This is a genomic window from Raineya orbicola, assembly GCF_002843425.1.
Taxonomy (GTDB): Bacteria; Bacteroidota; Bacteroidia; order Cytophagales; family Thermonemataceae; genus Raineya; species Raineya orbicola.
Genome location: NZ_NKXO01000007.1, coordinates 1 through 20776, shown reverse-complemented (window position 1 = coordinate 20776; position 20776 = coordinate 1). Strand labels below are relative to the sequence as shown.

The following is a 20776-nucleotide window of genomic DNA, read 5'->3' as shown; positions in this document are numbered from 1 at the left end:
CGCCAAGAAAATTAAATTATTTGTTTCTTTTCAAGTAGATATAATCTTTTAGGCTGTTTTTCCAAGAAAAAATTTTGTTTCAGTATAAAAAAATTTCAACATTTGGGTAATGTACATATGGGCGTTTTTTTCTCATCTTAAACATTTTTTTAAGTCAAATCAAGCACTTCTTAAACATTCTTTTAAGTCAAAGTCAAGCACTTCTGAATAGCTTTCTCCGTCTTCTTCATCAAGATCTGGTTTTGTAATTCTACAACCTTCACCCGTTTCGTAATTGAAAACGAAACCTTCTTTCAAAGAACGAATATTTTTAACTGCCTTTTTTACTTTTCTAATATCTGCCTTATAACCACGATTCCTACTAACTTCAATAATTATCTCGGGCTGACTCCACGTTTTCTCGTCTTTTTTTATAACGATGTCTGGAATTAATGAACCCTTATTGAAACTGCTATGTTTAATTCTTAGTTCTGGTGCTACAGAAAATTCATATTCTCGCCCTGAATTATCCAGATGAAGTCTAATGTAATAAATGAAGTTTGAAATAACCTCTTGGTGCTGTGGTAAATTAAATCCTGGTAGTCCTTTCATAAGTCTTAAATTTAACGTGAGTTATGAATGAGTGTTTGATTTTAATATACTTGCCAAAAAATTTTTAGCTATTAGGACATACAAATTTAGCATAAATTTTCATATTAGCAAATGACATTTTGAAAGGAATTTGCCCTGTACAAAAAAGCATAAAAAAGTGAAATTGCAAGTAAGAAACAACTTCTCTTTCAATAAGCGAGACTTAATTTCTGATTTTCAATAGATGAAATCTCCACAATAAAATTTTAAGAGTTGAAAGTTCAAACCTATTTTTTACTAAAACTTTTAAGTTCGCCAAGAAAAAAACCTTTTTTGCTTTTAGCGTAGATTTTGGCAGGCATTTGATTTTTATCGGCAGTAACGGCAATGCGAATGGAATTCGTTTCAACTTCATCAATGGCAGGCGAAACCCACGAAAGAATGTAACATTCTTGGGTTTTATTACCAAAAGACATTTCTTTTTTGCCTAAATATTTGAGTACAATTTGTTTGCTACCATTTTCATCGGCTAAAAGGCAATAGCTGAAAGTATCGTTAGGTTTGAGCTTGGAAAAATCTTTTTGTCGGATTTGAAAAAATACACTCCAAAAATCTTCGCAATCAGTAAGCCAAGGGAAAAGCCGCTTTTCTTGCGGTTTTTCAAGGCTGTATGCTTCTATTTGCTTTTGTTGGGGTTTGCACTCTACAATGTAGTTGTTTTTGCTTTTGCCATCGTCATAATAAATATGCACCTTTTGAGCTTTGAAACGCTGGCTTTCTATCCAAGAAGTAATTTTATTATCCACATTTACAACGCCCAAAAACGCCGTAATGCGGGCTTTGGTCGTAATTTTATAGCATTTAGTATTGCTAATATTTTGTAGTTGCCTGTCTGTTTGAAAAGTGATTTCGGCGGCTTCGTTGCCGTCTTTGCTTATTTTATACACCCATTCCTCGCCTGCGGGATTGAACTGCGAAATCGTCAAGTTCGGAATTAAAAGGCAGGCGAATAAAAAAAATTTCCAACGCTGAATACTTATCATTTTTTGTAAATGTTTATACAAAAAGGCTCAAGGTTGAAAGTTTGAAATTATATCCCTAACATCTAATATCTAACTTCTTGCTTTTTCTTGTAAATCGGTACGGTACTGCACGGCTCTCCAAACATCAAACTTTGTACCAAAGGTTTAAGCAAACGAGTAATTTCCACATACGCATACGCAGGAATGGGAATTTCACCACAACCTTTGATAACTACTCTTTTTCCTTCAAATTCTTTCAGGTTGAGTTTTGCAAGATTTTTTCGGAAAAGTTCTATTTCTAATTCTTGCAAAGAGCCAAAAATAAAATGATTGGCAAGTCCCTCTAAATGCACAGCCACAAGCATATACGCCCACATAGGCACAATGGCATCAGCAGAACAAGTAATAGCCACATTTTTTCCCGTATAACTCTGCCAATTATGCTCTTTTAGAAATTGCCTAAACTCTTTTTCTCTCAAAATAAGCCCCTGATACAAAGTGGAAGCTACATCAAAGATTACTCTTTCGCCTTTTTCGTAAAAATCGGCTAAATCTATGGTAATAATACCACTTTGGGCTACGCGATTGATGATAGTTTCTTCAGCTTGCATAGTTTTTTTAAGGAAAAACAAGAAAAAATTCTAATTAGTTCTTGCGAAAAAATGTCTATAAGCCGTATTTTTCCAGCCTACGATATAGCGAGGCACGCGTAAGACCGAGTTCTTTGGCGGCTTTGGAAATATTGCCGTTGTATTTATCCAAAGCCTTTTGTATCATTTCTTTTTCAACATCATCTAAATTGAGCGTGGAAGTAGCAAGGGAATTATTGAAGGTACTGGTTTTGGTAGCTTTCAGAAAGAAAAAGTCATCGGGGGAGAGTGTTTCGCTATCGCTCATTATCAAGGCTCTTTCCAAAGCGTGCTCCAGTTCTCGGACGTTTCCGGGGAAAGGATAATTTTCCAAAAAGGCAATAGTTTCTGCGGAAAGTTTAGGCGTAGGGCGATGATATTTTTTGGCATATTTTTGCAAAAAGTGTTTTGCTAAAATAGGAATATCACCTGCACGCTCACGTAAAGGTGGCAGATGAATTTCTACGGTATTGATACGATAGAGCAAATCTTGCCTGAAATTCCCTTCGGCTACGGCTTGGTGAATATCAAGATTAGTAGCACAAATCAAGCGAATATCAATAGGAATGACTTTATTACTTCCTACGGGCGTAATCTGACGATTTTGCAGAACCGCCAGCAACTTCGCCTGATGGGTGAGGGGTAAATTACCAATTTCATCAAGAAAAAGCGTACCTTTTTGAGCAAGCTCAAAACGTCCTGTGCGGTCTTCTTTGGCATCAGTAAAAGCCCCTTTTTTGTGTCCAAAGAGTTCACTTTCAAATAAATTTTCACTGATAGCCCCCATATCTACACTTACGAAAGCCTCTTTGGCTCGCAAAGAATAGCGGTGAATAGCTTTGGCAACAAGTTCTTTGCCTGTGCCGTTTTCGCCCAAAATCAGCACGTTGGCATCTGTTTTGGCAACTTTTTCAATCATAGCCAAAACCTGCTGAATGGCTTTGCTTTCGCCGATAATTTCGCCCCCGCTCAATGTTTCTACAAGGTGCTGATTGGTTTTTTGCAAACTTTCTACTTCCTTGTAAGAGTTGCTCAATTTCGCCGCCGAAAGTACCGTAGCAAGCAGTTTTTCATTTTGCCAAGGTTTCAGCACAAAGTCCGTAGCTCCTAATTTGAGAGCTTTTACAGCCATTTCTACGTCTCCGTATGCCGTAATCATCACGACAACAGCTTTGGGGGTTTGTTCCAAGATTTTTTCCAACCAAAAAAAACCTTCTTTGCCCGAAGTGGTGTCTTCGGTGAAGTTCATATCCAAAAGTATCACATCATAGCTTGCCTGATTGAGCAAGAAAGGGATTTTTTTGGGATTGCTTTCAATTACAACTTCCTTGCAATGCTTTTTAAGAAACATTTTCGCCGCAAGCAAAATGTCTTCATCATCATCTACAATGAGTACCCGCATACTTTCGGTGATTTGAGTTCTGAATTTTTTACTAATAACTACCTAAAAACTTTCTTACGAACCACTCTACACTCACAAGAGCTAAAATCAAGAAAAAGAGCCATTTCAGATGTATAATTTCCAGCAACTCTTCTGATGAATGCAGTAAATCGGGTTTTTTGTTTTGTAAAATGTCGTTTTCCAAAGTTTCCAACTGATTGATTTTGAAAAATTTACCTTGCGAATTTTGAGCAACTTTTCGCAACAAATCAAAATCGGCGGTTGTAGAAAGTGTTTCTAATTGTAAATCTTTGATAACAAATTCACCTGATGCTTTTTCTGTTTTGCCTAATACATCGGCGGTAGCGGTGTATTTGTAAATGCCTTTGGGCAAATTGTTGATTTCAAATTTAGTAATTCCGCCCGTAATAGTGAAAGTATAGTTGTAGAGCTTTCCTTTTTCATCTTGCAAGCTCAAACTCACTTTTACATCAGAAATTTTTTCATAGAGTTCATTGTAGGCTTCTGCTTCAAAAACGACGGTTTCGTAGTCTAAATATTCGTTCTGAGTGGTATAAATGCGAAATTTGCGTTTGTCTTCTTTGGACGAAAGAAATTGCACTACTTTCAGCAGTATATCATCAACGATTTCGTTGCGGTCGGTGAGTTCATATTCAGCCAAACGCCATTGCCATAATCCTTCACCCGCCAATACCGCTGATTTGTTTTGCTTGTTCATTTGCAGGGCTAGCAAAGGCTTTTGTGTTTGCAGTCTTCCCAACATTTGAAACAAAAGTACCTCTGCTCCTGCTTTTATGCTGTATTCACCATAAGGCACTTGCAAGGGGGGCATTTTGGCAAGCAGACGCAGTTTTTCGCTATCAAAATTAAACTTGGCAAAGGTTGCGTTGAAGTGAGGAAAAATATCATCTACATCAGCCGAACGCCCTCGCAAAGTGAATACAGGATTATTTTGCGAAAACTTGTTCAAATCTGAATTTGCCCCTAAAATGTAAAAAATAGGAGTGCCTTTTTTCTGATAATTTTCTAAAATGCTATTCACAACCCCCGAGTAGTCGGGTACTTGATAGGCAATTACGAGGTCATAGTTAGGTTCTTTGGGTTGCTGAACACCCGCCACAGCTACCTCAAAAGTATAATTTTCGTTTTTTTCAATGATGCTTCGTAAAGCCTTGATATCGGGGTGAGGTGAGGCGGCAAGAAGTAAAATTTTTTCTTTGCCGTCTATTATTTCAACGAGGGCATCGCGTTGGTTGTTGGTGCGATTGTACTCGCCTTCTAAAAATTCCACTGCAACCGTATACCGCTGAATACCTTTTTGGCTTGCCTGCACTAAAAAATCTACTTCGTTGATGTTATCTTTTCGCAAGCGAATATTTTGCGAAGCAATGGTATTTCCATTCTGCAAAAGAGAAACTGACACATTTTTTTCCTCAAAGCCGTTATTTTTAATTTCTGCAACAATCGGGAATTTATTACCCAAATAGGCAATTTTATTGAAAAAAACTGCCTGAACCGCTATATCTTTGCGAGGCGTGGTATCTCCTACTCCTACTGCATACACAGGAAAGCGGAAATTTAAGAATTCAGGTGAAGTGCCTTGATTGTGTATGCCATCAGAAATCAAAACGACTTTATCCAAATTGCGATTTTCATAAGCAGTGGCTACGTTTTCAAGCAATTTACCCAAATTACTGCTTTGTGCCTTAAATTTCAATTTTTGCCATTCCGTATTTTCATCAAAAGTATGCAAAGAAGTTTCAAAGCCTGCATTTTCTAAATTTTTTTGTAATTTTTGCAAAGTGGAAAGCCATTTTTGGCGTTGGGTGCTATCTTCGGCAAGAGCCACCGAAAGCGAATTATCCAAAGCCAAGGCTATGATAGGCTTTTCTCTATCGTTGCGAACGGTGCGAATAACAGGAGCCAAAAGTAAAAAAGCAATCACTGCTACTGCCCCAAAACGCAGAAACGCTAAAAAGTAACGAATTTTAGGCTCAAAAAAACTTTCTTTGTAGTATAAAATCCCCGCATACACAAGCCCCGCAAGCACGCATACCAGTATCCAAGCAGGCGAATGAGGGAAAATAAAAGTGCTTTTTTCCATTCAGGTCAAATTTTCTGCAATCAGACTTGCAATTTAGTAAAATCTATCCAAAACCGAGCGATTTTTATCTAAAACGAAATGGCAAGAGAAAAGTTGTTTGCATAAAATAAGCCTTTTAGCATTTTGAACAAAAGTTTGCTAAAAATATTTTTTTTGCTGTAAATTTGTACGTTTTAAGCCTCTTAATTCGGCATTTCAAAGATGAACCTACAAGATTTTATTCGCAGTATTCCTGATTTTCCCAAAAAGGGAATAATTTTCAAAGATATTACTACTTTGCTCAAAGACCCCGAAGCCTTCAACACGGCAGCTGATATGCTCTACAATTTTGCTAAAAACTTAGGCGTACAGAAAGTAGCAGGCATTGAGTCGCGAGGTTTTGTATTTGGCTCTTTGCTGGCTCAACGCCTAAAAGCGGGTTTTGTGCCTATTCGCAAACCTAAGAAATTACCCGCCCAAGTGTATTCGGCATCTTACACTTTGGAGTATGGCGAAGATACCCTTGAAATGCATCAGGACGCAATATTAAAGGGAGAGAAGGTACTACTCCACGATGACCTACTCGCCACAGGAGGCACTGCCCAAGCCGCTTGCTCACTGATTGAAAAGGCAGGAGGAAAAATAGTTCAGGTATCTTTTCTCATAGAACTTGCTTTTCTGAATGGCAGAGAAAAGCTCAAAGGTTACGATGTAGTTTCAGTAATGCGTTATGAAAGCGAATAAAAGCATTACTTTTCGGGCTTTACCCCTTGCAGAGTTTGCTCAATTAGCTTTGCAGGAAACTTACGAGTCTTTTCTTTTCAACACCAACAGGCATTTATTGTTGCAGAAAAATCCAAATGTTTGGGTTTTTGGGGCTGAACAAAACCAGAAAATTCTTGCTCGTTGCAATATTTTTCTGAATGAAAGTGTCGGCTACAGCCCTTGGAGAATGTCTTTTGGCGGGATAGAATTTTGTCCAAAACTTTCCTATGAAGTTTTGCATAACTTTGTAGTTTTTCTGACCTCTTTTTGCAAACAAGAGCTACAATTACAGAAATTACACATTAAGCAATATCCGTTTAGCTACACAGAAAGTAACTCGCATCTGCTTACGCAAATACTTTTGCAAAATGGTTTTTCTGTGCAAAATCAAGAACTAACGCAGTACATTCAGGTAAATCAGCCTTTTGAGGAAAATTTACATCTTTCTGAAAAAAGACGCTTGCAGAAAGCCCTAAAAGCGGGCTTTGTGGTAGAATGGTGGCAAAACCCCGATTGGAAGCAGGTTTTTACATTTGTAGCCGAAGCCCGCAAACGTAGGAGTTTCCCACTTACGATGAATGAAACAGATTTTTACGAAACCGTCGCGACTTTTCCTGAAAAATATTCGGTTTTTGTGGTAAAAAAAAATGCAGAAATTGTCGCACTTACCGTGGGTGTAAAAGTGAGCAGAAAGGTTTTTTACAATTTTTATCCTGCTGATAATCCGTCATTTTTATCATACAGCCCAATGGTGCTACTAACAAAGGGTTTGGTAGATTTTTGCAAAGAACAATCTTTTGAGATTTTAGATTTAGGCATTTCTACCGAAAACGGCAAAGCAAATACAGGGCTGATACGTTTCAAGAAAAATCTTGGCTCGCAAAATGCTTTGAAATTGAGTTTTGTAAAAATTCTTGATTAGTCAGTATTGTCTGCCTTGCAGTAGTAAAGTTTAAGTTCGTTCATTTTGGGTTTTCTTGTGAGAATTAGGAAATTTTGCAAAGTTGAACAAAAAATTTCTACCTTTGCAGACCCAAACATTTGTACGTTTGGGAAAAAATTTTTTTACTATGGAAAAAATCAAAATTACTTTCCCCGATGGGGCTATTCGCGAGTATAATAAAGGAACAACAGCTCTTGAAATTGCTCAAAGCATCAGCGAAGGGCTGGCTCGCAATGTTCTTTCTGCCAAAGTAAATGATAAAGTGCAAGATGCCACTTTACCTATTCACGAAGACGCCACTCTGCAACTGCTGACTTGGAAAGATGCCGAAGGAAAAGCTACTTTTTGGCACTCTTCAGCTCACTTAATGGCAGAAGCTATTGAGGCTCTTTACCCTGGAACCAAGTTTGGTATTGGTCCTGCTATTGAAAATGGCTTTTACTACGATATTGATACAGGCGATAAAATACTTTCCCAAGACGATTTCGCCAAAATTGAAGCTAAAATGTTGGAGCTGGCTCGGCAAAAAAATGAGTACAAGCGTATGGAAATTTCAAAAGCCGATGCCATTGAGTATTTTACAAAAAAAGGAGATGAATATAAATTAGAGCTTTTGGAACGCCTCAATGACGGCGAAATAACTTTCTATCAGCAAGGAAATTTTGTGGATTTGTGTCGTGGTCCGCATATTCCAAATACAGGTTTTATCAAAGCTGTAAAACTAATGAATGTAGCAGGTGCTTATTGGCTCGGAAAAACTGACCGCAAGCAACTTACACGCGTCTATGCGATAACTTTCCCGCAAGAAAAGGAACTCAAAGAATATTTACAGGTTTTGGAAGAAGCCAAAAAACGCGACCATCGCAAATTAGGACAAGAACTTGAACTCTTTACATTTTCGGATAATGTGGGTAAAGGCTTACCTTTATGGCTTCCCAAAGGCACACTTTTACGTGAGCGTTTAGAGCAATTTATGCGTAAAGCTCAAATGAAAGCGGGATATTCACCTGTGGTTACGCCGCATATTGGCAGTAAAAAGTTGTATGAAACCTCAGGGCATTGGGAAAAATATGGTGCCGATTCGTTTCAGCCCATACATACCCCCGAAGAAGATGAGTTATTTATGCTCAAACCGATGAACTGCCCTCATCATTGCGAAATTTACAAATCTAAACCTCGCTCTTACAAAGAATTACCCTTACGCCTTGCCGAGTTTGGCACCGTATATCGCTACGAACAAAGTGGTGAATTACACGGACTCACTCGCGTAAGAGGTTTTACACAAGACGATGCTCATATTTTCTGCACCCCCGAACAAGTACGCGAAGAGTTTGGCAAAGTGATTGATTTAGTGTTGTACGTGTTCAAATCTTTGGGTTTTACCGAATATACAGCCCAAATTTCGCTTCGCCACCAAACCGAAAGAGAAAAATATATCGGTAGAGAAGAAGATTGGGACAAAGCCGAAGCTGATATTCAGGCGGTAGCCCAAGAAAAAGGCTTGCAAACCGTAGTAGCCTATGGGGAAGCGGCTTTCTACGGACCAAAGCTGGATTTTATGGTAAAAGATGCTTTGGGTAGAAAATGGCAACTTGGAACCGTGCAAGTAGATTACCAACTTCCTCAACGTTTCAATTTGGAATACATCGGGGCTGATAACCAAAAACATCGTCCTGTAATGATTCACCGAGCCCCTTTTGGTTCTTTGGAACGTTTCATTGCGGTACTTACCGAACATTGCGGCGGTAATTTCCCTTTGTGGCTTGCTCCCGAACAAATTGCTATTTTACCTATTTCAGAGCGTTTCAATGAGTATGCTCATAATCTTCTAAAAATTTTAGCTGAAAAAGATATTCGTGGCTTTGTAGATGATAGAGACGAAAAAGTACAACGCAAAATCCGTGATGCAGAAGTGAAAAAAATTCCTTATATGCTCATTGTGGGTGAAAAGGAGCAAGAAAGTTTCAGTGTAGCGGTTCGCAAGCACGGGCAGGGCGATTTGGGCTCAAAACCTGTTGAGCAGTTTATAGATGAATTTCAAGCAGAAATACAACAGGCTTTTATCTAAGTGTAGATTAAAATTAAATCAAATACCACTTGAAAACTATTCTCATTACAGGCTCAAATGGACTTTTAGGGCAAAAACTTATTCATCTTTTAGCCTCACAGAAGGAGTTTCGTTTTGTTGCAACGGCTCGTGGGCAAAATAGAGTGATTTTAGACAAACCTTTTGAATTTGCTTCAATGGATATAACCAATCCCGAGCAAATTCAGGAGGTTTTTGCTCGCTATCAGCCCCACATACTCATTCATACCGCCGCAATGACGCAAGTAGATGATTGCGAAAAAGACCACGAAAACTGCCTTCTGCAAAATGTAACAGCAGTAAAATATTTAGTTCAGACCGCTGAAAAGTATAACACCTTTTTCATTCATCTTTCCACTGATTTTATTTTTGACGGCACAGCAGGACCCTACGACGAAGAAGCACAACCCAACCCCATTAGTTTTTATGGCAATAGCAAATGGGAAGCAGAAAAAATCATACAAAATAGCTCTCTGCAATGGGCGATAGCCCGCACGGTACTTGTATATGGCATTGCCCAAGATATGAGCCGTAGCAATATTGTTTTATGGGTGAAAAAATCTTTGGAGGAAGGCAAAAAAATAAAAGTAGTTGATGACCAATGGCGAACCCCTACCCTTGCCGAAGATTTAGCAAAAGGTTGTTTCCTCATAGCTCAAAAACAAGCTACGGGCATATTCAATATTTCAGGAAAAGATTTACTGACACCTTATCAAATGGCACTGGCTACCGCCGATTTTTTCGGCTTGGATAAAACGCTCATAGAGCGTGCCGATTCTACTACTTTTACGCAACCTGCCCGCCGACCGCCCCGCACAGGCTTTATCATTGAAAAAGCAAGAAAAATATTGGGCTATGAGCCACATTCTTTTCAAGAAGGGCTGGCAATTTTAGCTCAACAGCTCGCAAAACAGCAAAACAGCGTTTAGGCATTCTTGATAAATTGTATCTGTGAAGGTTAAGGGTTTGTCCTACCTGTTTTTGGTTATGTTCCTCTGCAAATAAAAACTATGTTTTTCCAAAAATCTTTCTTACCTTTGCAACCTTGAAACTTATGTAGGAACAGATTTTTGTAAGGCAAGATTATGCAAGAAATAGATAAAGAAGGCTTGCCCAAACATATTGCTATCATTATGGACGGCAACGGCAGGTGGGCAAAGCAAAAAGGAGCTATGCGAGTTTTTGGGCATAAAAACGCCATTCAATCGGTGCGAGAAACCACTGAAGCCTGTGCCGAATTGGGAGTGAAATATCTTACACTTTACGCTTTTTCTACCGAAAACTGGAACCGCCCACGAAAAGAAGTTGATGCCTTGATGAAACTTTTGGTTTCTACGATTAGAAAGGAAACCGATACTTTGCAGAAAAATAATATTCGTTTGCTCACCATTGGTGCTACCGAACAATTGCCCCCGATTTGCCAAAAAGAATTGCAAGAAGCTATTGAAATAACAGCCCCAAATACTGGTCTTACACTGATTTTAGCTTTAAGCTACAGCGGCAGGTGGGATATTGAGCAAGCTGTTAAGAAAATTGCTCAAAAAGTAGAAAAAGGAGAACTAAAAGCCTCTGAAATCAATACCCAAACGATTGAAGCTCATTTGAGTACTTGCGGTATCCCTGAACCTGAATTGATGATACGTACAAGCGGAGAGTTTAGAATTAGTAATTTTTTGCTCTGGCAACTTGCTTATACCGAAATTTACATCACGCCAACGCTTTGGCCCGATTTTCGCAAAAAAGATCTTTACGATGCCATTGTGAGCTTTCAGCAAAGGGAAAGACGTTTCGGGAAAACAAGCGAGCAAATTCAAACTGAAAAAAAGAAAAATAAAGTCAAAACTTTTGCTTAACTATGAAAAAATTGCTTTTTATCCTTATTCTAATGCCTTTATGGGCTTTACAACCTGCCCAAGCTCAAAACGAAAACGAGTATATCATCGGAGGAATTACCACGAGTGGAATTAAGTTTTTAGACCAAAATGCCATTATCAATCTTTCGGGATTGCGTGTAGGCGATAAAATACGTGTTCCGGGTACTGAAATTGGGTATGCCATTAAGAAACTTTGGAAACAAGGGCTTTTCGGAAATGTTGATGTTTCGGTTACGAAAATAGAAGGTAAAACTATTTTCCTGAACATTCATTTGGAGGAGCGTCCCAAGGTTTCGCGAATTTTCTTTGAAGGAATACGCAAAGGACAAAAAAGCAATTTAGAGGATAAAACCAAAGAATACAAAGGCAAAGTAGCCTCTGATGTGCTTTTGAAAAATATCAAGGAAACTATTCGCAAACATTTTGCCGAAAAAGGCTTTTTCGCTACCCAAGTAGAAATTATTCAAAAGCCCGATACTTTGCTCAAAAATGCTATTATCATTACCGCAAAAGTGCAAACAGGCAAAAAAAGTAAAGTGAAAGACATTATTACAGAAGGAAATGTAGCTTTTTCGGAAAAGAAAATTCGCAAGAAAATGAAAATCAAGGAAAGAACCCCTTTCCGAATTTTCCATTCGTCTAAATACATTGTGAAAAAGTTTGAGGAAGACAAAGAACGCATCTTGCGAATGTACAATAAAAACGGCTATCGTGATGCCCGTATCGTATTTGATACCGCCTATTTTGTTTCGCACAACCGAATGAATATTCGTATGCAAATTGAGGAGGGCAAAAAGTATTATTTCAGAAATATTACTTGGGAGGGAAATATCAAATATACTGATGAGCAACTCTCTAAAATTCTAAATATTAAAAAGGGAGATGTTTATGACCCTGAAACTTTGGAGAAAAAACTTAATTTCAGCCTTACCGAAGAAGATATTACTTCGTTGTATATGGACGATGGGCATCTATTTTTCCGTATTACCCCTATCGAAAAAAACATAGAAGGAGACTCCATTGATGTAGAAATGCGTATTTATGAGGGACCACAAGCTGTTATTAGTAAAGTAATTATCAATGGTAATACCAAAACTAGCGATAAGGTGATTTTGCGTGAAATTCGTACCAAACCGGGAATGAAATTCAGCCGTAGGGATATTATCCGTACCACACAAGCTCTTGGGCAACTTGGAATGTTAGACCCTGAAAAAATAGACCCTCGCCCTATTCCCAACCAAGAAGAGGGAACGGTAGATATTATCTATAATGTGGAGGAAAAACCCAGTGATATGCTTGAAATGTCAGGCGGTTGGGGAGCTGGATTTGGTTTTGTGGGAACTTTGGGCGTTTCTTTCAATAATTTTTCAATCCGAAAAGCAGGCAAACTTTCTAATTGGCGACCTGTACCCGTTGGCGATGCCCAAAGACTTTCCATTCGTGCCCAAGCCAATGGACGTAGCTTTCAAACCTATTCTGTTTCTTTTACCGAACCTTGGCTCGGAGGCAAGAAACCTAATAACTTCACAGTATTTGCAACGCTTTCTAATCTCAATATAGGTGTAAATCGTTTTAACCTATCTAACGAAAGAACGGGCTATTTGAAAATGTTCAATACAGGTGTGAGTTTAGGCAAACGCCTCCGCATTCCTGATGATTATTTCACTTTGAGCCATTCGCTTTCATTTCAGTATTATGATTTTCAGAATTATACCATTGATGATGGCTTTGCATCGGGTTATGCCAATTCTGTGGTATTAAGCACCAATCTTTCCCGTAATAGCATTGATAACCCTACCTTCCCACGTACAGGCTCAATGCTTTCGTTGAATTTATCCTTTACGCCCCCTTATTCACTTTTCAGCAATAAACCCGATGAATTTTATCAAAGCCAAACACCCGCAGAGCGTTTCAAGTGGTTGGAATACTACAAGTTAATGTTTGATGGATCTTTTTACACCCCTTTGGTAGGAAAATTGGTACTCGCTTCTCGCATACATTTTGGTTTTTTAGATGCTTATCGTAGTGCCAAAGGAATTGTGCCTTTCGAAAGATTTACGCTTGGGGGCGGAGGGCTGGCAGGACAGAACTTCATCATTGGGCGTGAGGTGGTAGGATTAAGAGGTTATGAAGACAATGCTGTTCGCCCTTTAGACCCTCGTCGTCGTACTTTTGTAGATGGCACGGTATTTGCCAAATATGTCTTGGAACTTCGTTACCCTATCAGTTTGAACCCTGCTGCCACGGTCTTTGTACTGGGTTTTTATGAGGCGGGCAATAACTGGCTCGGCTTTGAAAGGTTTAATCCTTTCAAGATGTATCGTTCTGCTGGTATTGGTGTAAGGTTCTTAATGCCTGCTTTCGGTATGATTGGCTTGGATTGGGGGCGAGGTTTTGACCAAATAGAAGGGTTACCCGCAGGACAAGGTTTCCAAAACTTTACTTTTACGATTGGTCAGCAAATCAGATAGTCAAAGGAATGAAACAACTTATTTTCGTCAGTTTATTGCTTTTTGGAAATACTTTTGGCATTTTTGCACAAAAATATGGCTTTATTGATGCCAACTTTATCCTGAAAAAAATGCCTTCGTACAAAAAGGCACAGCAAGAATTGGATAATTTTGCTCAAAGAGCCCAACAAGAAGTAGATAAAAAGTTCGCCGAATTGCGTGATATGGAGCAAAAATTTCTTGCCGAAGAACTTTTGCTCACAGACGATATGAAACGCGACCGCAAAAAGAAAATTGAAGCCAAACGCAAAGAAGCAGAAGAATTACAACAACGTACTTTCGGCTACGAGGGATTGATTTTTCTGAAAAAACAAGAGCTTATCAATCCTGTACGTGAAGAGCTTAATAAAGCTGTGGAAAAAGTAGCTAAAAAACAGAAATTACAAGCAATTTTTGATAAATCCAGTGATTTTGTCATTATTTATCTTGACCCCACTCACGATTATACCGACTACGTTTTAGAGGAGTTAGGGCTAGGAGATAAAGAAGATAATCCGAAAAAAAACAAAGGAAACAAATAATTTTCTAAAAACCTAAAAACTGAAATCACAATGAAACATTTACGAATTGGTGTGTTGGCATTTGCACTATTTTGGGGTTCTACTCTCTTTGCTCAAAACCCTGTAAAAATTGGTTATTTTGATTACGCCTACGTTATTTCCCAACTTCCCGAAGCCAAAGCCGCCGATGCCGACTTAAAAGCCTATACCGAAAAACTTCAAAAAGACCTTCAAGCCAAAGAAGCAGAACTACGAGCCAAATATGAAAGATATGTAAAAGAAGGTGAAAAAATGGCGGCTCCTACACGCGAAGCTCTCGCTAAAGAAATTGAAACGGGTCAGCAACAATTGCAAGAGTTTCAGCAAAAAGCCGAAAGCGATATAATGCAAAAACAAAACAAATTGCTTGCTCCTATCAATGAGAAATTAGAAAAAACACTTAAAGAAGTTGCCAAAGAAAATGGCTTTACCTATGTAATTCGTAAAGAAGCTTTGCTTTTTGAACCCGAAGATACTTCTCTTGATGTTTCGGGGCTTGTACTGAAAAAATTAGGAATCACACCTGCTCCTGCAAATCAACAAAATAATAGCATCAAACCTACTAATAATAATACCAACCCTAATCCAAATATTAAGCCTAATACAAATACAAAACCTCGTTAATTTGAAAATAAAGACGCCTTACAAAGGGCGTCTTTTATATTTCTACCAACTTGCTTTCAATAGAAGTAGGTTCGGGAATTTCTAGACCCTCTTCCAACAGCCCCTCAATATGAAATTTTATTGCCTCTTCAATAAGTTGTGATACCTCTGTATGGGTTTCTCCAACAGCGACACAACCGGGCAAATCGGGTACGTAAGCCCCGTAACCACCATCAGGATTTTTTTCAAAAATTACGAGATATTTGCTATTCATAATTTTAATTAGTATAAAATTAAAAATATCAACTTTTTATGTCATCTAAATTTATTTGAGCTTGTTTTAATATACTGTTTAATGTTCCTTGTGGTATATCGTCATTCGGCTTTCCAGCCAATGTTACAATTCCTTTTTTACTTGGATGTTTGTATTGCCGATGACTTCCTTTCTGTCTTATAAGATACCAACCATCATTTTCTATAATTTTTAGTATTTCTTTAAACTTAAAGGTTTTTGCCATAATAATTTGGGATAAAAAAATGATAAAATTTTTTATTTATCCTCAACTGGGCAAACGCAAAACACTTTTCAAATATAAAAAGTTCTTTGATAAATATTGCTTTTTTTTAGTAAAAATTTTACCTTTGAAAAACACCTGATAGTATGCCCAAAAACGCCCTGCTCATCATTGATGCTCAATATGATTTTTGCAACCCCAAAGGGGCTTTATACGTGCAAGGAGCAGATAAAGATATGGAACGCCTTGCCAAGTTTATTCAGAACAATATTTTTCAAATTCAGCAGATTTTTTTGAGCATAGACAACCACGTTTGGAATGATATTGCTCACCCCGCTTTTTGGGAAGATGCCCAAAAGAAAAACCCTGCTCCTTTTACACCTATCAAAGCCGAAGAGGTAAAAAACGGCAAGTGGAAAGCTCGCTTTCAGCCTGAAAAAAGCCTTGAATACCTTGAAAAATTAGAAGCACAAGGCAAATTTACACATTTTATATGGCCACCACATTGCCTCATAGGTTCTTTGGGGGCATCAATTGATGAGAAAATCCTGCAAGTAGTGCTGGCTTGGTGCAAAGCCACAGGTAAAAATTATGAGACTATTCATAAGGGAGCATACCCTTATAGCGAACATTTTGGCATTTTTGCCGCTCAAATTCCTGATGAAAATGTCCCTGAAACGCAACTCAATCAGGAACTTTTAGATAAATTAGCAAAATTTGATAAAATTTTCGTAGCAGGTGAAGCAAAATCGCATTGTGTGGCAACAAGTATTTTGCAGGCTATGGAATTTGCCCCTGAGGTTGCTCGTAAAATGGTAATTTTAGAAGATTGTATGTCTGATGTTACAGGACTTGGGTATTTGGGAGAGCCTATTTACAAACAGGCAAAAGAAATGGGATTAGGGTTTGCCAAATCCAACCTAATGATTTAATAACTCTAAAAACGCAAATCAATGTTACGTCTTATCAGAGTAGGTGCGGCGGTTTTGAACCAAACTCCTCTGGACTGGGAAAAAAATTTTCAGCATATCATAGGAGCTATTGAGCAAGCTCGCAAAGAAAAAGTAAGCATTCTGTGTCTGCCCGAACTTTGCATAACAGGTTACGGCTGTGAGGACGCTTTCTATGCCAACAATACTCACGAGAAAGCAATGGAGTATTTGCAAAAAATAGTGCCTTACACCAAAAATATGGTAGTTTCGGTGGGTTTGCCTTTGCTTGTGCAGAATAAACTATTTAATTGTGCCGCTTTGATTGCCAATGGCGAAATTTTGGGGTTTGTAGCTAAAAAGTTTTTAGCAGGTAATGGTATCCACTACGAGCCACGTTGGTTTACAGCTTGGACGCAAAAAGGCTTTGCTTTTATCAATATTGCAGGGAAAGAATATAAAGTGGGAGATTTATATTTCAATGTAGGCGGGGTAAAAATTGGCTTTGAAATTTGTGAAGACGCTTGGGTGGCTAATCGTCCAGGGAGGGCGTTGTATCATTATGGCATTGACCTTATTCTTAATCCGAGTGCCAGTCATTTTGCTTTTGGTAAATTGGAAGTTCGCAAGCGTTTTGTTTTGGAAGGTTCAAGAGCCTTTGGGGTGAGCTATGTGTATGCTAATCTACTGGGAAATGAAGCAGGTAGAGCTATCTATGATGGAGGTGCTTTGATTGCCAACAATGGCTCGCTTTTAGCTATTGGCGAAAGACTTTCTTTCAAAGATTTTGATGTAACTTCTGCCATTATTGATTTGAACCTCACGCGTCTTTCGCAGATTCAGATGCACAGCTTTGATGTTGTAGAAGACGGCGGCAATTGCGTAGAAATTGATTTTGATTACCCCGAAATTTTACCTGAAGCCAATCACCCCCAAGAAGCTACTTGGGAACATAGCAAGTACATCAAAGAAGAGGAATTTACGCGTGCTATGATGCTTGGTTTGTTTGATTATATGCGGAAAAGTTTTTCCCGTGGTTTTGTGATTTCTTTAAGTGGTGGGGCAGATTCATCAGCAATTACTTGTTTGTGCCGTATGCTAATTGATTTTGGTATTCAAGAGCTTGGTTTAGAAGGTTTTTTACAAAAGCTCTTCTATTTTAAGGAAATTCAAAATTGCCAAAATGCTGATGAAATTGCTCAAAAGCTCATTACTACTGCTTACCAAGCCACTGAAAATAGCGGTGAAGTTACCTTCAATGCCGCCCAAAAATTAGCCCAAGCTCTCAATGTAGAATTTCACCACCTCAATATTGATAAAATCGTTAAGGAGTACCACCGAATTGTAGAGGAGGCTATCGGCAGAAAGCTCTCTTGGCAAACTGATGATGTTGCTTTGCAAAACATTCAGGCACGTGTAAGGGCTCCGGGTATATGGTTTTTTGCTAATTTGAAAAATGCTTTGCTCCTTGCCACTTCCAATCGTTCTGAAGCCGCCGTAGGTTATGCTACAATGGACGGCGATACTTCGGGAGGACTTTCGCCCATTGCAGGGATTGATAAAGATTATTTACGTCAGTGGCTTCGTTGGCTTGAAAAAGAAGGGGTTGAAGGCAAATATAAAATTTCTGCTTTGCGATATGTCAATGAACAACAACCTACCGCCGAACTTCGTCCCAAAGAGCATAAACAAACTGATGAGGGCGACTTGATGCCTTATCATATCTTGGACGATATTGAAGAGCTGGCTATTCGCGATAAGCGTTCGCCTGTGGAGTGCTTATTGTTTTTGGAGCAAAAGCACCCACAAACAGAACGCTCTCAACTCAAAGCGTGGATTGATAAATTTTTCAAACTTTGGTGCAGAAATCAATGGAAAAGAGAGCGTTATGCCCCCAGCTTTCATTTGGACGACAAAAACCTTGACCCCAAAACCTGGTGCCGCTTCCCGATACTTTCAGGTGGATTTGCCAAAGAGTTACAAGATTTAAAGGATTTTTGATGTATAATTAAAAATCCTCTTCCTCATTTTCTTTTTGTTGATGCCCCAATTTAGAGGCTTTTTCGGCAAGTGTATTAGAGCCATATTTCTGCTCTGAAAGATTGCCATACTGAGCAAACATTGCCGTTTCCATAAATGTAGAAAAAAATAAATAAACCATAAATAGTAAAAAAGTAAAAAATATTGTAAGCATTCGCATCTGTTCTATACTACTCATACCACGAATTGCATCAAATAAAATATCCCAAGAATTACCAATAAAAAATAAGCCCATAAGGTACATCAGAACATAAAAAATGAGATACGCTAAAATCGCTACGACCACACGAATACCGAAAGTTTGCCACCAATAGCCTTTTACTAAATTCCAAGATTTTTTGAGAGCAGTTGTTCCTGTTGCTTGTTCTTTGATAGTTACTGCTCCCACAAGAGCCAAACTATTACTGATAAAAATGGAAAAAACATAAAAAAACAAGTTGAACAAAATAGAAAGAACACCACTTAATTTAACAAGAGCAAAATTGAGAAATGTAGTTATTATCATTAAAACTAAAAAAAGCAAGCCATAAACGGCATAGGTTACGAATACGCTGTAATAATTTCGGAACGTGGCTTGTAATACCTCTATGATACTTGGTCTTTTGCTTCTATCGTTTTCGCTTAAAAGATAATAATTTAGAAAAATGCTTACACTATACGTATAAGCAAGCAATCCTATGAAGCCAAAGATAAATACGGTAGTAAAAAATTGAGCAGGACTTTCCACAACCACGGAAAAGAAATTAACTATCAAGTTGGTGGTAAAGAGTGAATTTACAAACCAGTAAATAAGGGCAAAAATAGGTAGATGAGTAATAAGAATAGTTGCAAAAAAATGTAAAAAGTTTTTACCAATAAATTTGAATGAAAAACCAATAACTTCACCCAAATCTCGTTTTTGAAAAAAAGAAAGATTTTTTTCCATTTTTGGCAGTAATTTTGTTTTTTTAGCAATTAAGGGATTTTTTCTCCAAAAAACTAAAATTTCTATGAAAAAAACACCGATAACCTTGATTTTTTCTGTAATGCTTTGCTTTTCTTTTTGGGCAAATTATCGCTTCCCTGCAATATCGCAAGATGACAAAGAACCCGAAGTGATGAAAGGAATTACAGAAAGGCATAATTATTGGCGAAGGGAGTTAGGCTTGCCTCCGCTCAAATGGTCTAATGAACTTGCCCGAGTAGCCCAAAAATGGGCAGATGAACTTAAAAAAAGGGGCTGTGAATTAGAGCATAGTACCAATAAATATGGCGAAAATATCTATTGGTACAAGGGTTCAAAGCGTTCTTCGCCACAAGAAGCCGTTGATGCTTGGGCGGCAGAAAAACAATACTTCAATTTTGAAAAATTGGAATGTAACGGACATTGGAGTAAATGTGGGCATTATACACAACTCATTTGGGAAAACACCAAAAAAGTAGGTTGTGGTGTGGCTTATTGTGGAGATGAAGAGATTTGGGTGTGCAACTACGAACCCGCAGGAAACGTAGTTGGGCAGAAGCCTTATCGGAAAAGGTGAGAATTTACCACCCACAAATACAAAACATTAACAAAAAAGTGTAAATTTTGCGTTTTTGGTTGGAATGTTTGATTTTTATGTCTGTACTTCGGCTTCGTAGTATTTCGCCCAAAAAAAGGCTTTCATTTTTTCGGTAACTACTATTTCGCCTCCTTCGTTGTGGATTGTGGCGTAGTCGGCAATGCCTGGCGTATTGATACCTACGCTTACGCTCATTTCGGCATAGTTAATTTCTAAAACCTCAATGCTATCGTAGAGGTTGTTTCGGTCTTTGAGGATTTTTTTGCCTTTCTGCAAGCGGGTTTCGTATGTTCTTGGCTTGTAGGGGTTTCCTTTTGTATCGGTTTGTGCATCTATTTTTGCCTGCAAATACTTTTGCGTTTCTACACCTGCCACTCGCAGAGAGTCCTGAAAAGCCTGCAAAAGTTTGGATTTAGCTTCTAAAAAAGTGGTCATATTGATTTTATTTAAAAAATTTTCAAAAAATTTTTCGCAAGGAAAACCGCTTAAAGAAATTGCTGAATACATACTACATCGTACCCACTGCTGCCTTTACTCGATTTTTTTGAGAAACATTTTGTTTTTTTCAAGTAAAATGTTAAATTTGCAAAAACAATTTGGTTGTGGTAAAGATTGTATGATATTTTTGTAAAAGACAAAGAGGGCGTATTTTTGTAATATGTCTAAAGTATTAACAAAAGTAAACTGCCCTCATTGTCAAGGTACAAAGGTAGTGAAAAATGGTC

At 38.1% G+C, this 20776-nt stretch carries 20 protein-coding genes; 11 read left to right on the top strand and 9 right to left on the bottom strand.

The window, feature by feature from the left end; genetic code table 11:
- Positions 1 to 159: 159 nt before the first annotated feature.
- The 5 genes from Rain11_RS02950 to Rain11_RS02930 form a co-directional block, all read right to left on the bottom strand.
- Positions 160 to 591 (bottom strand): hypothetical protein, encoded by a 432-nt coding sequence (locus Rain11_RS02950; protein WP_101357842.1) that lies wholly within the window; start codon positions 589 to 591, stop codon positions 160 to 162.
- A gap of 266 nt (positions 592 to 857) precedes the next feature.
- Entirely contained in the window at positions 858 to 1613 is a 756-nt protein-coding gene (locus tag Rain11_RS02945; RefSeq protein ID WP_101357841.1) for a DUF3108 domain-containing protein, read from the bottom strand.
- 62 nt (positions 1614 to 1675) lie between these two features.
- Positions 1676 to 2203, bottom strand: a complete 528-nt coding sequence (locus tag Rain11_RS02940; RefSeq protein ID WP_101357840.1) for a DUF2480 family protein — start codon at positions 2201 to 2203, stop codon at positions 1676 to 1678.
- Between the two features lie 55 nt (positions 2204 to 2258).
- On the bottom strand, positions 2259 to 3623 hold the full coding sequence (locus Rain11_RS02935) for a sigma-54-dependent transcriptional regulator (protein ID WP_101357839.1): 1365 nt from the start codon (positions 3621 to 3623) through the stop codon (positions 2259 to 2261).
- A gap of 31 nt (positions 3624 to 3654) precedes the next feature.
- Complete coding sequence (locus Rain11_RS02930) at positions 3655 to 5727, bottom strand: hypothetical protein (protein ID WP_101357838.1); 2073 nt, start codon at positions 5725 to 5727, stop codon at positions 3655 to 3657.
- A gap of 201 nt (positions 5728 to 5928) precedes the next feature.
- Between Rain11_RS02930 and Rain11_RS02925 the strand changes: the two genes are divergently transcribed.
- The 8 genes from Rain11_RS02925 to Rain11_RS02890 all read left to right on the top strand — a co-directional run bounded on the left by Rain11_RS02925 (position 5929) and on the right by Rain11_RS02890 (position 15047).
- Positions 5929 to 6450, top strand: a complete 522-nt coding sequence (locus tag Rain11_RS02925; protein ID WP_101357837.1) for an adenine phosphoribosyltransferase — start codon at positions 5929 to 5931, stop codon at positions 6448 to 6450.
- Positions 6437 to 7393, top strand: a complete 957-nt coding sequence (locus tag Rain11_RS02920) for a GNAT family N-acetyltransferase (RefSeq protein WP_101357836.1) — start codon at positions 6437 to 6439, stop codon at positions 7391 to 7393. Before Rain11_RS02925 ends, Rain11_RS02920 begins: the two co-directional genes overlap by 14 nt.
- 148 nt (positions 7394 to 7541) lie before the next feature.
- Positions 7542 to 9482: a threonine--tRNA ligase gene (thrS, locus tag Rain11_RS02915; protein WP_101357835.1), complete on the top strand. Its 1941-nt coding sequence runs from the start codon at positions 7542 to 7544 to the stop codon at positions 9480 to 9482.
- Between the two features lie 29 nt (positions 9483 to 9511).
- On the top strand, positions 9512 to 10429 hold the full coding sequence (locus Rain11_RS02910) for an SDR family oxidoreductase (protein WP_101357834.1): 918 nt from the start codon (positions 9512 to 9514) through the stop codon (positions 10427 to 10429).
- A 153-nt stretch (positions 10430 to 10582) separates the two neighbouring features.
- Positions 10583 to 11353 (top strand): isoprenyl transferase, encoded by a 771-nt coding sequence (locus Rain11_RS02905; RefSeq protein ID WP_394341584.1) that lies wholly within the window; start codon positions 10583 to 10585, stop codon positions 11351 to 11353.
- Positions 11354 to 11355: 2 nt separating this feature from the next.
- The gene (gene bamA, locus Rain11_RS02900; protein WP_243390533.1) at positions 11356 to 13845 is read left to right on the top strand and encodes an outer membrane protein assembly factor BamA; all 2490 of its coding nucleotides are present in this window, start codon (positions 11356 to 11358) and stop codon (positions 13843 to 13845) included.
- A gap of 8 nt (positions 13846 to 13853) precedes the next feature.
- Positions 13854 to 14405, top strand: a complete 552-nt coding sequence (locus tag Rain11_RS02895; protein ID WP_101357832.1) for an OmpH family outer membrane protein — start codon at positions 13854 to 13856, stop codon at positions 14403 to 14405.
- A gap of 30 nt (positions 14406 to 14435) precedes the next feature.
- A complete protein-coding gene (locus tag Rain11_RS02890) occupies positions 14436 to 15047 on the top strand; it encodes an OmpH family outer membrane protein (RefSeq protein WP_101357831.1) in 612 nt (203 codons plus the stop codon).
- A gap of 34 nt (positions 15048 to 15081) precedes the next feature.
- Here the strand turns inward: Rain11_RS02890 and Rain11_RS02885 are convergent, their stop codons facing one another.
- Entirely contained in the window at positions 15082 to 15300 is a 219-nt protein-coding gene (locus Rain11_RS02885) for a type II toxin-antitoxin system HicB family antitoxin (protein WP_101357830.1), read from the bottom strand.
- A 28-nt stretch (positions 15301 to 15328) separates the two neighbouring features.
- Positions 15329 to 15544 carry a type II toxin-antitoxin system HicA family toxin gene (locus tag Rain11_RS02880; protein WP_101357829.1) on the bottom strand — a complete coding sequence of 72 codons (216 nt, stop codon included), beginning with the start codon at positions 15542 to 15544 and terminating at the stop codon, positions 15329 to 15331.
- Positions 15545 to 15687: 143 nt separating this feature from the next.
- On the opposite strand from Rain11_RS02880, the gene Rain11_RS02875 reads away from it, so the two are divergent.
- Positions 15688 to 16473, top strand: a complete 786-nt coding sequence (locus tag Rain11_RS02875) for a cysteine hydrolase family protein (RefSeq protein WP_101357828.1) — start codon at positions 15688 to 15690, stop codon at positions 16471 to 16473.
- Between the two features lie 21 nt (positions 16474 to 16494).
- Entirely contained in the window at positions 16495 to 18471 is a 1977-nt protein-coding gene (gene nadE / locus Rain11_RS02870; protein ID WP_101357827.1) for an NAD(+) synthase, read from the top strand.
- 7 nt (positions 18472 to 18478) lie between these two features.
- On the opposite strand, the gene Rain11_RS02865 is transcribed toward nadE, so the two are convergent.
- Entirely contained in the window at positions 18479 to 19435 is a 957-nt protein-coding gene (locus tag Rain11_RS02865; protein ID WP_101357826.1) for a hypothetical protein, read from the bottom strand.
- A gap of 64 nt (positions 19436 to 19499) precedes the next feature.
- On the opposite strand from Rain11_RS02865, the gene Rain11_RS02860 reads away from it, so the two are divergent.
- A complete protein-coding gene (locus Rain11_RS02860; protein ID WP_101357825.1) occupies positions 19500 to 20030 on the top strand; it encodes a CAP domain-containing protein in 531 nt (176 codons plus the stop codon).
- 75 nt (positions 20031 to 20105) lie between these two features.
- Here Rain11_RS02860 and Rain11_RS02855 read toward each other — a convergent pair whose 3' ends face one another.
- Complete coding sequence (locus tag Rain11_RS02855; protein WP_101357889.1) at positions 20106 to 20486, bottom strand: phage virion morphogenesis protein; 381 nt, start codon at positions 20484 to 20486, stop codon at positions 20106 to 20108.
- Positions 20487 to 20776 lie beyond the last annotated feature (290 nt).

Bases quoted from the DNA above. Each gene is read 5' to 3' on its own strand.
- Rain11_RS02875 (WP_101357828.1), top strand. From the start codon at position 15,688: ATGCCCAAAAACGCCCTGCTCATCATTGATGCTCAATATGATTTTTGC.
- Rain11_RS02930 (WP_101357838.1), bottom strand. From the start codon at position 5,727: ATGGAAAAAAGCACTTTTATTTTCCCTCATTCGCCTGCTTGGATACTG.
- nadE (WP_101357827.1), top strand. From the start codon at position 16,495: ATGTTACGTCTTATCAGAGTAGGTGCGGCGGTTTTGAACCAAACTCCT.
- Rain11_RS02885 (WP_101357830.1), bottom strand. From the start codon at position 15,300: ATGAATAGCAAATATCTCGTAATTTTTGAAAAAAATCCTGATGGTGGT.
- Rain11_RS02895 (WP_101357832.1), top strand. From the start codon at position 13,854: ATGAAACAACTTATTTTCGTCAGTTTATTGCTTTTTGGAAATACTTTT.
- Rain11_RS02860 (WP_101357825.1), top strand. From the start codon at position 19,500: ATGAAAAAAACACCGATAACCTTGATTTTTTCTGTAATGCTTTGCTTT.
- Rain11_RS02890 (WP_101357831.1), top strand. From the start codon at position 14,436: ATGAAACATTTACGAATTGGTGTGTTGGCATTTGCACTATTTTGGGGT.
- Rain11_RS02935 (WP_101357839.1), bottom strand. From the start codon at position 3,623: ATGCGGGTACTCATTGTAGATGATGATGAAGACATTTTGCTTGCGGCG.
- Rain11_RS02950 (WP_101357842.1), bottom strand. From the start codon at position 591: ATGAAAGGACTACCAGGATTTAATTTACCACAGCACCAAGAGGTTATT.
- Rain11_RS02945 (WP_101357841.1), bottom strand. From the start codon at position 1,613: ATGATAAGTATTCAGCGTTGGAAATTTTTTTTATTCGCCTGCCTTTTA.
- thrS (WP_101357835.1), top strand. From the start codon at position 7,542: ATGGAAAAAATCAAAATTACTTTCCCCGATGGGGCTATTCGCGAGTAT.
- bamA (WP_243390533.1), top strand. From the start codon at position 11,356: ATGAAAAAATTGCTTTTTATCCTTATTCTAATGCCTTTATGGGCTTTA.
- Rain11_RS02920 (WP_101357836.1), top strand. From the start codon at position 6,437: ATGAAAGCGAATAAAAGCATTACTTTTCGGGCTTTACCCCTTGCAGAG.
- Rain11_RS02940 (WP_101357840.1), bottom strand. From the start codon at position 2,203: ATGCAAGCTGAAGAAACTATCATCAATCGCGTAGCCCAAAGTGGTATT.
- Rain11_RS02925 (WP_101357837.1), top strand. From the start codon at position 5,929: ATGAACCTACAAGATTTTATTCGCAGTATTCCTGATTTTCCCAAAAAG.
- Rain11_RS02880 (WP_101357829.1), bottom strand. From the start codon at position 15,544: ATGGCAAAAACCTTTAAGTTTAAAGAAATACTAAAAATTATAGAAAAT.
- Rain11_RS02865 (WP_101357826.1), bottom strand. From the start codon at position 19,435: ATGGAAAAAAATCTTTCTTTTTTTCAAAAACGAGATTTGGGTGAAGTT.
- Rain11_RS02855 (WP_101357889.1), bottom strand. From the start codon at position 20,486: ATGACCACTTTTTTAGAAGCTAAATCCAAACTTTTGCAGGCTTTTCAG.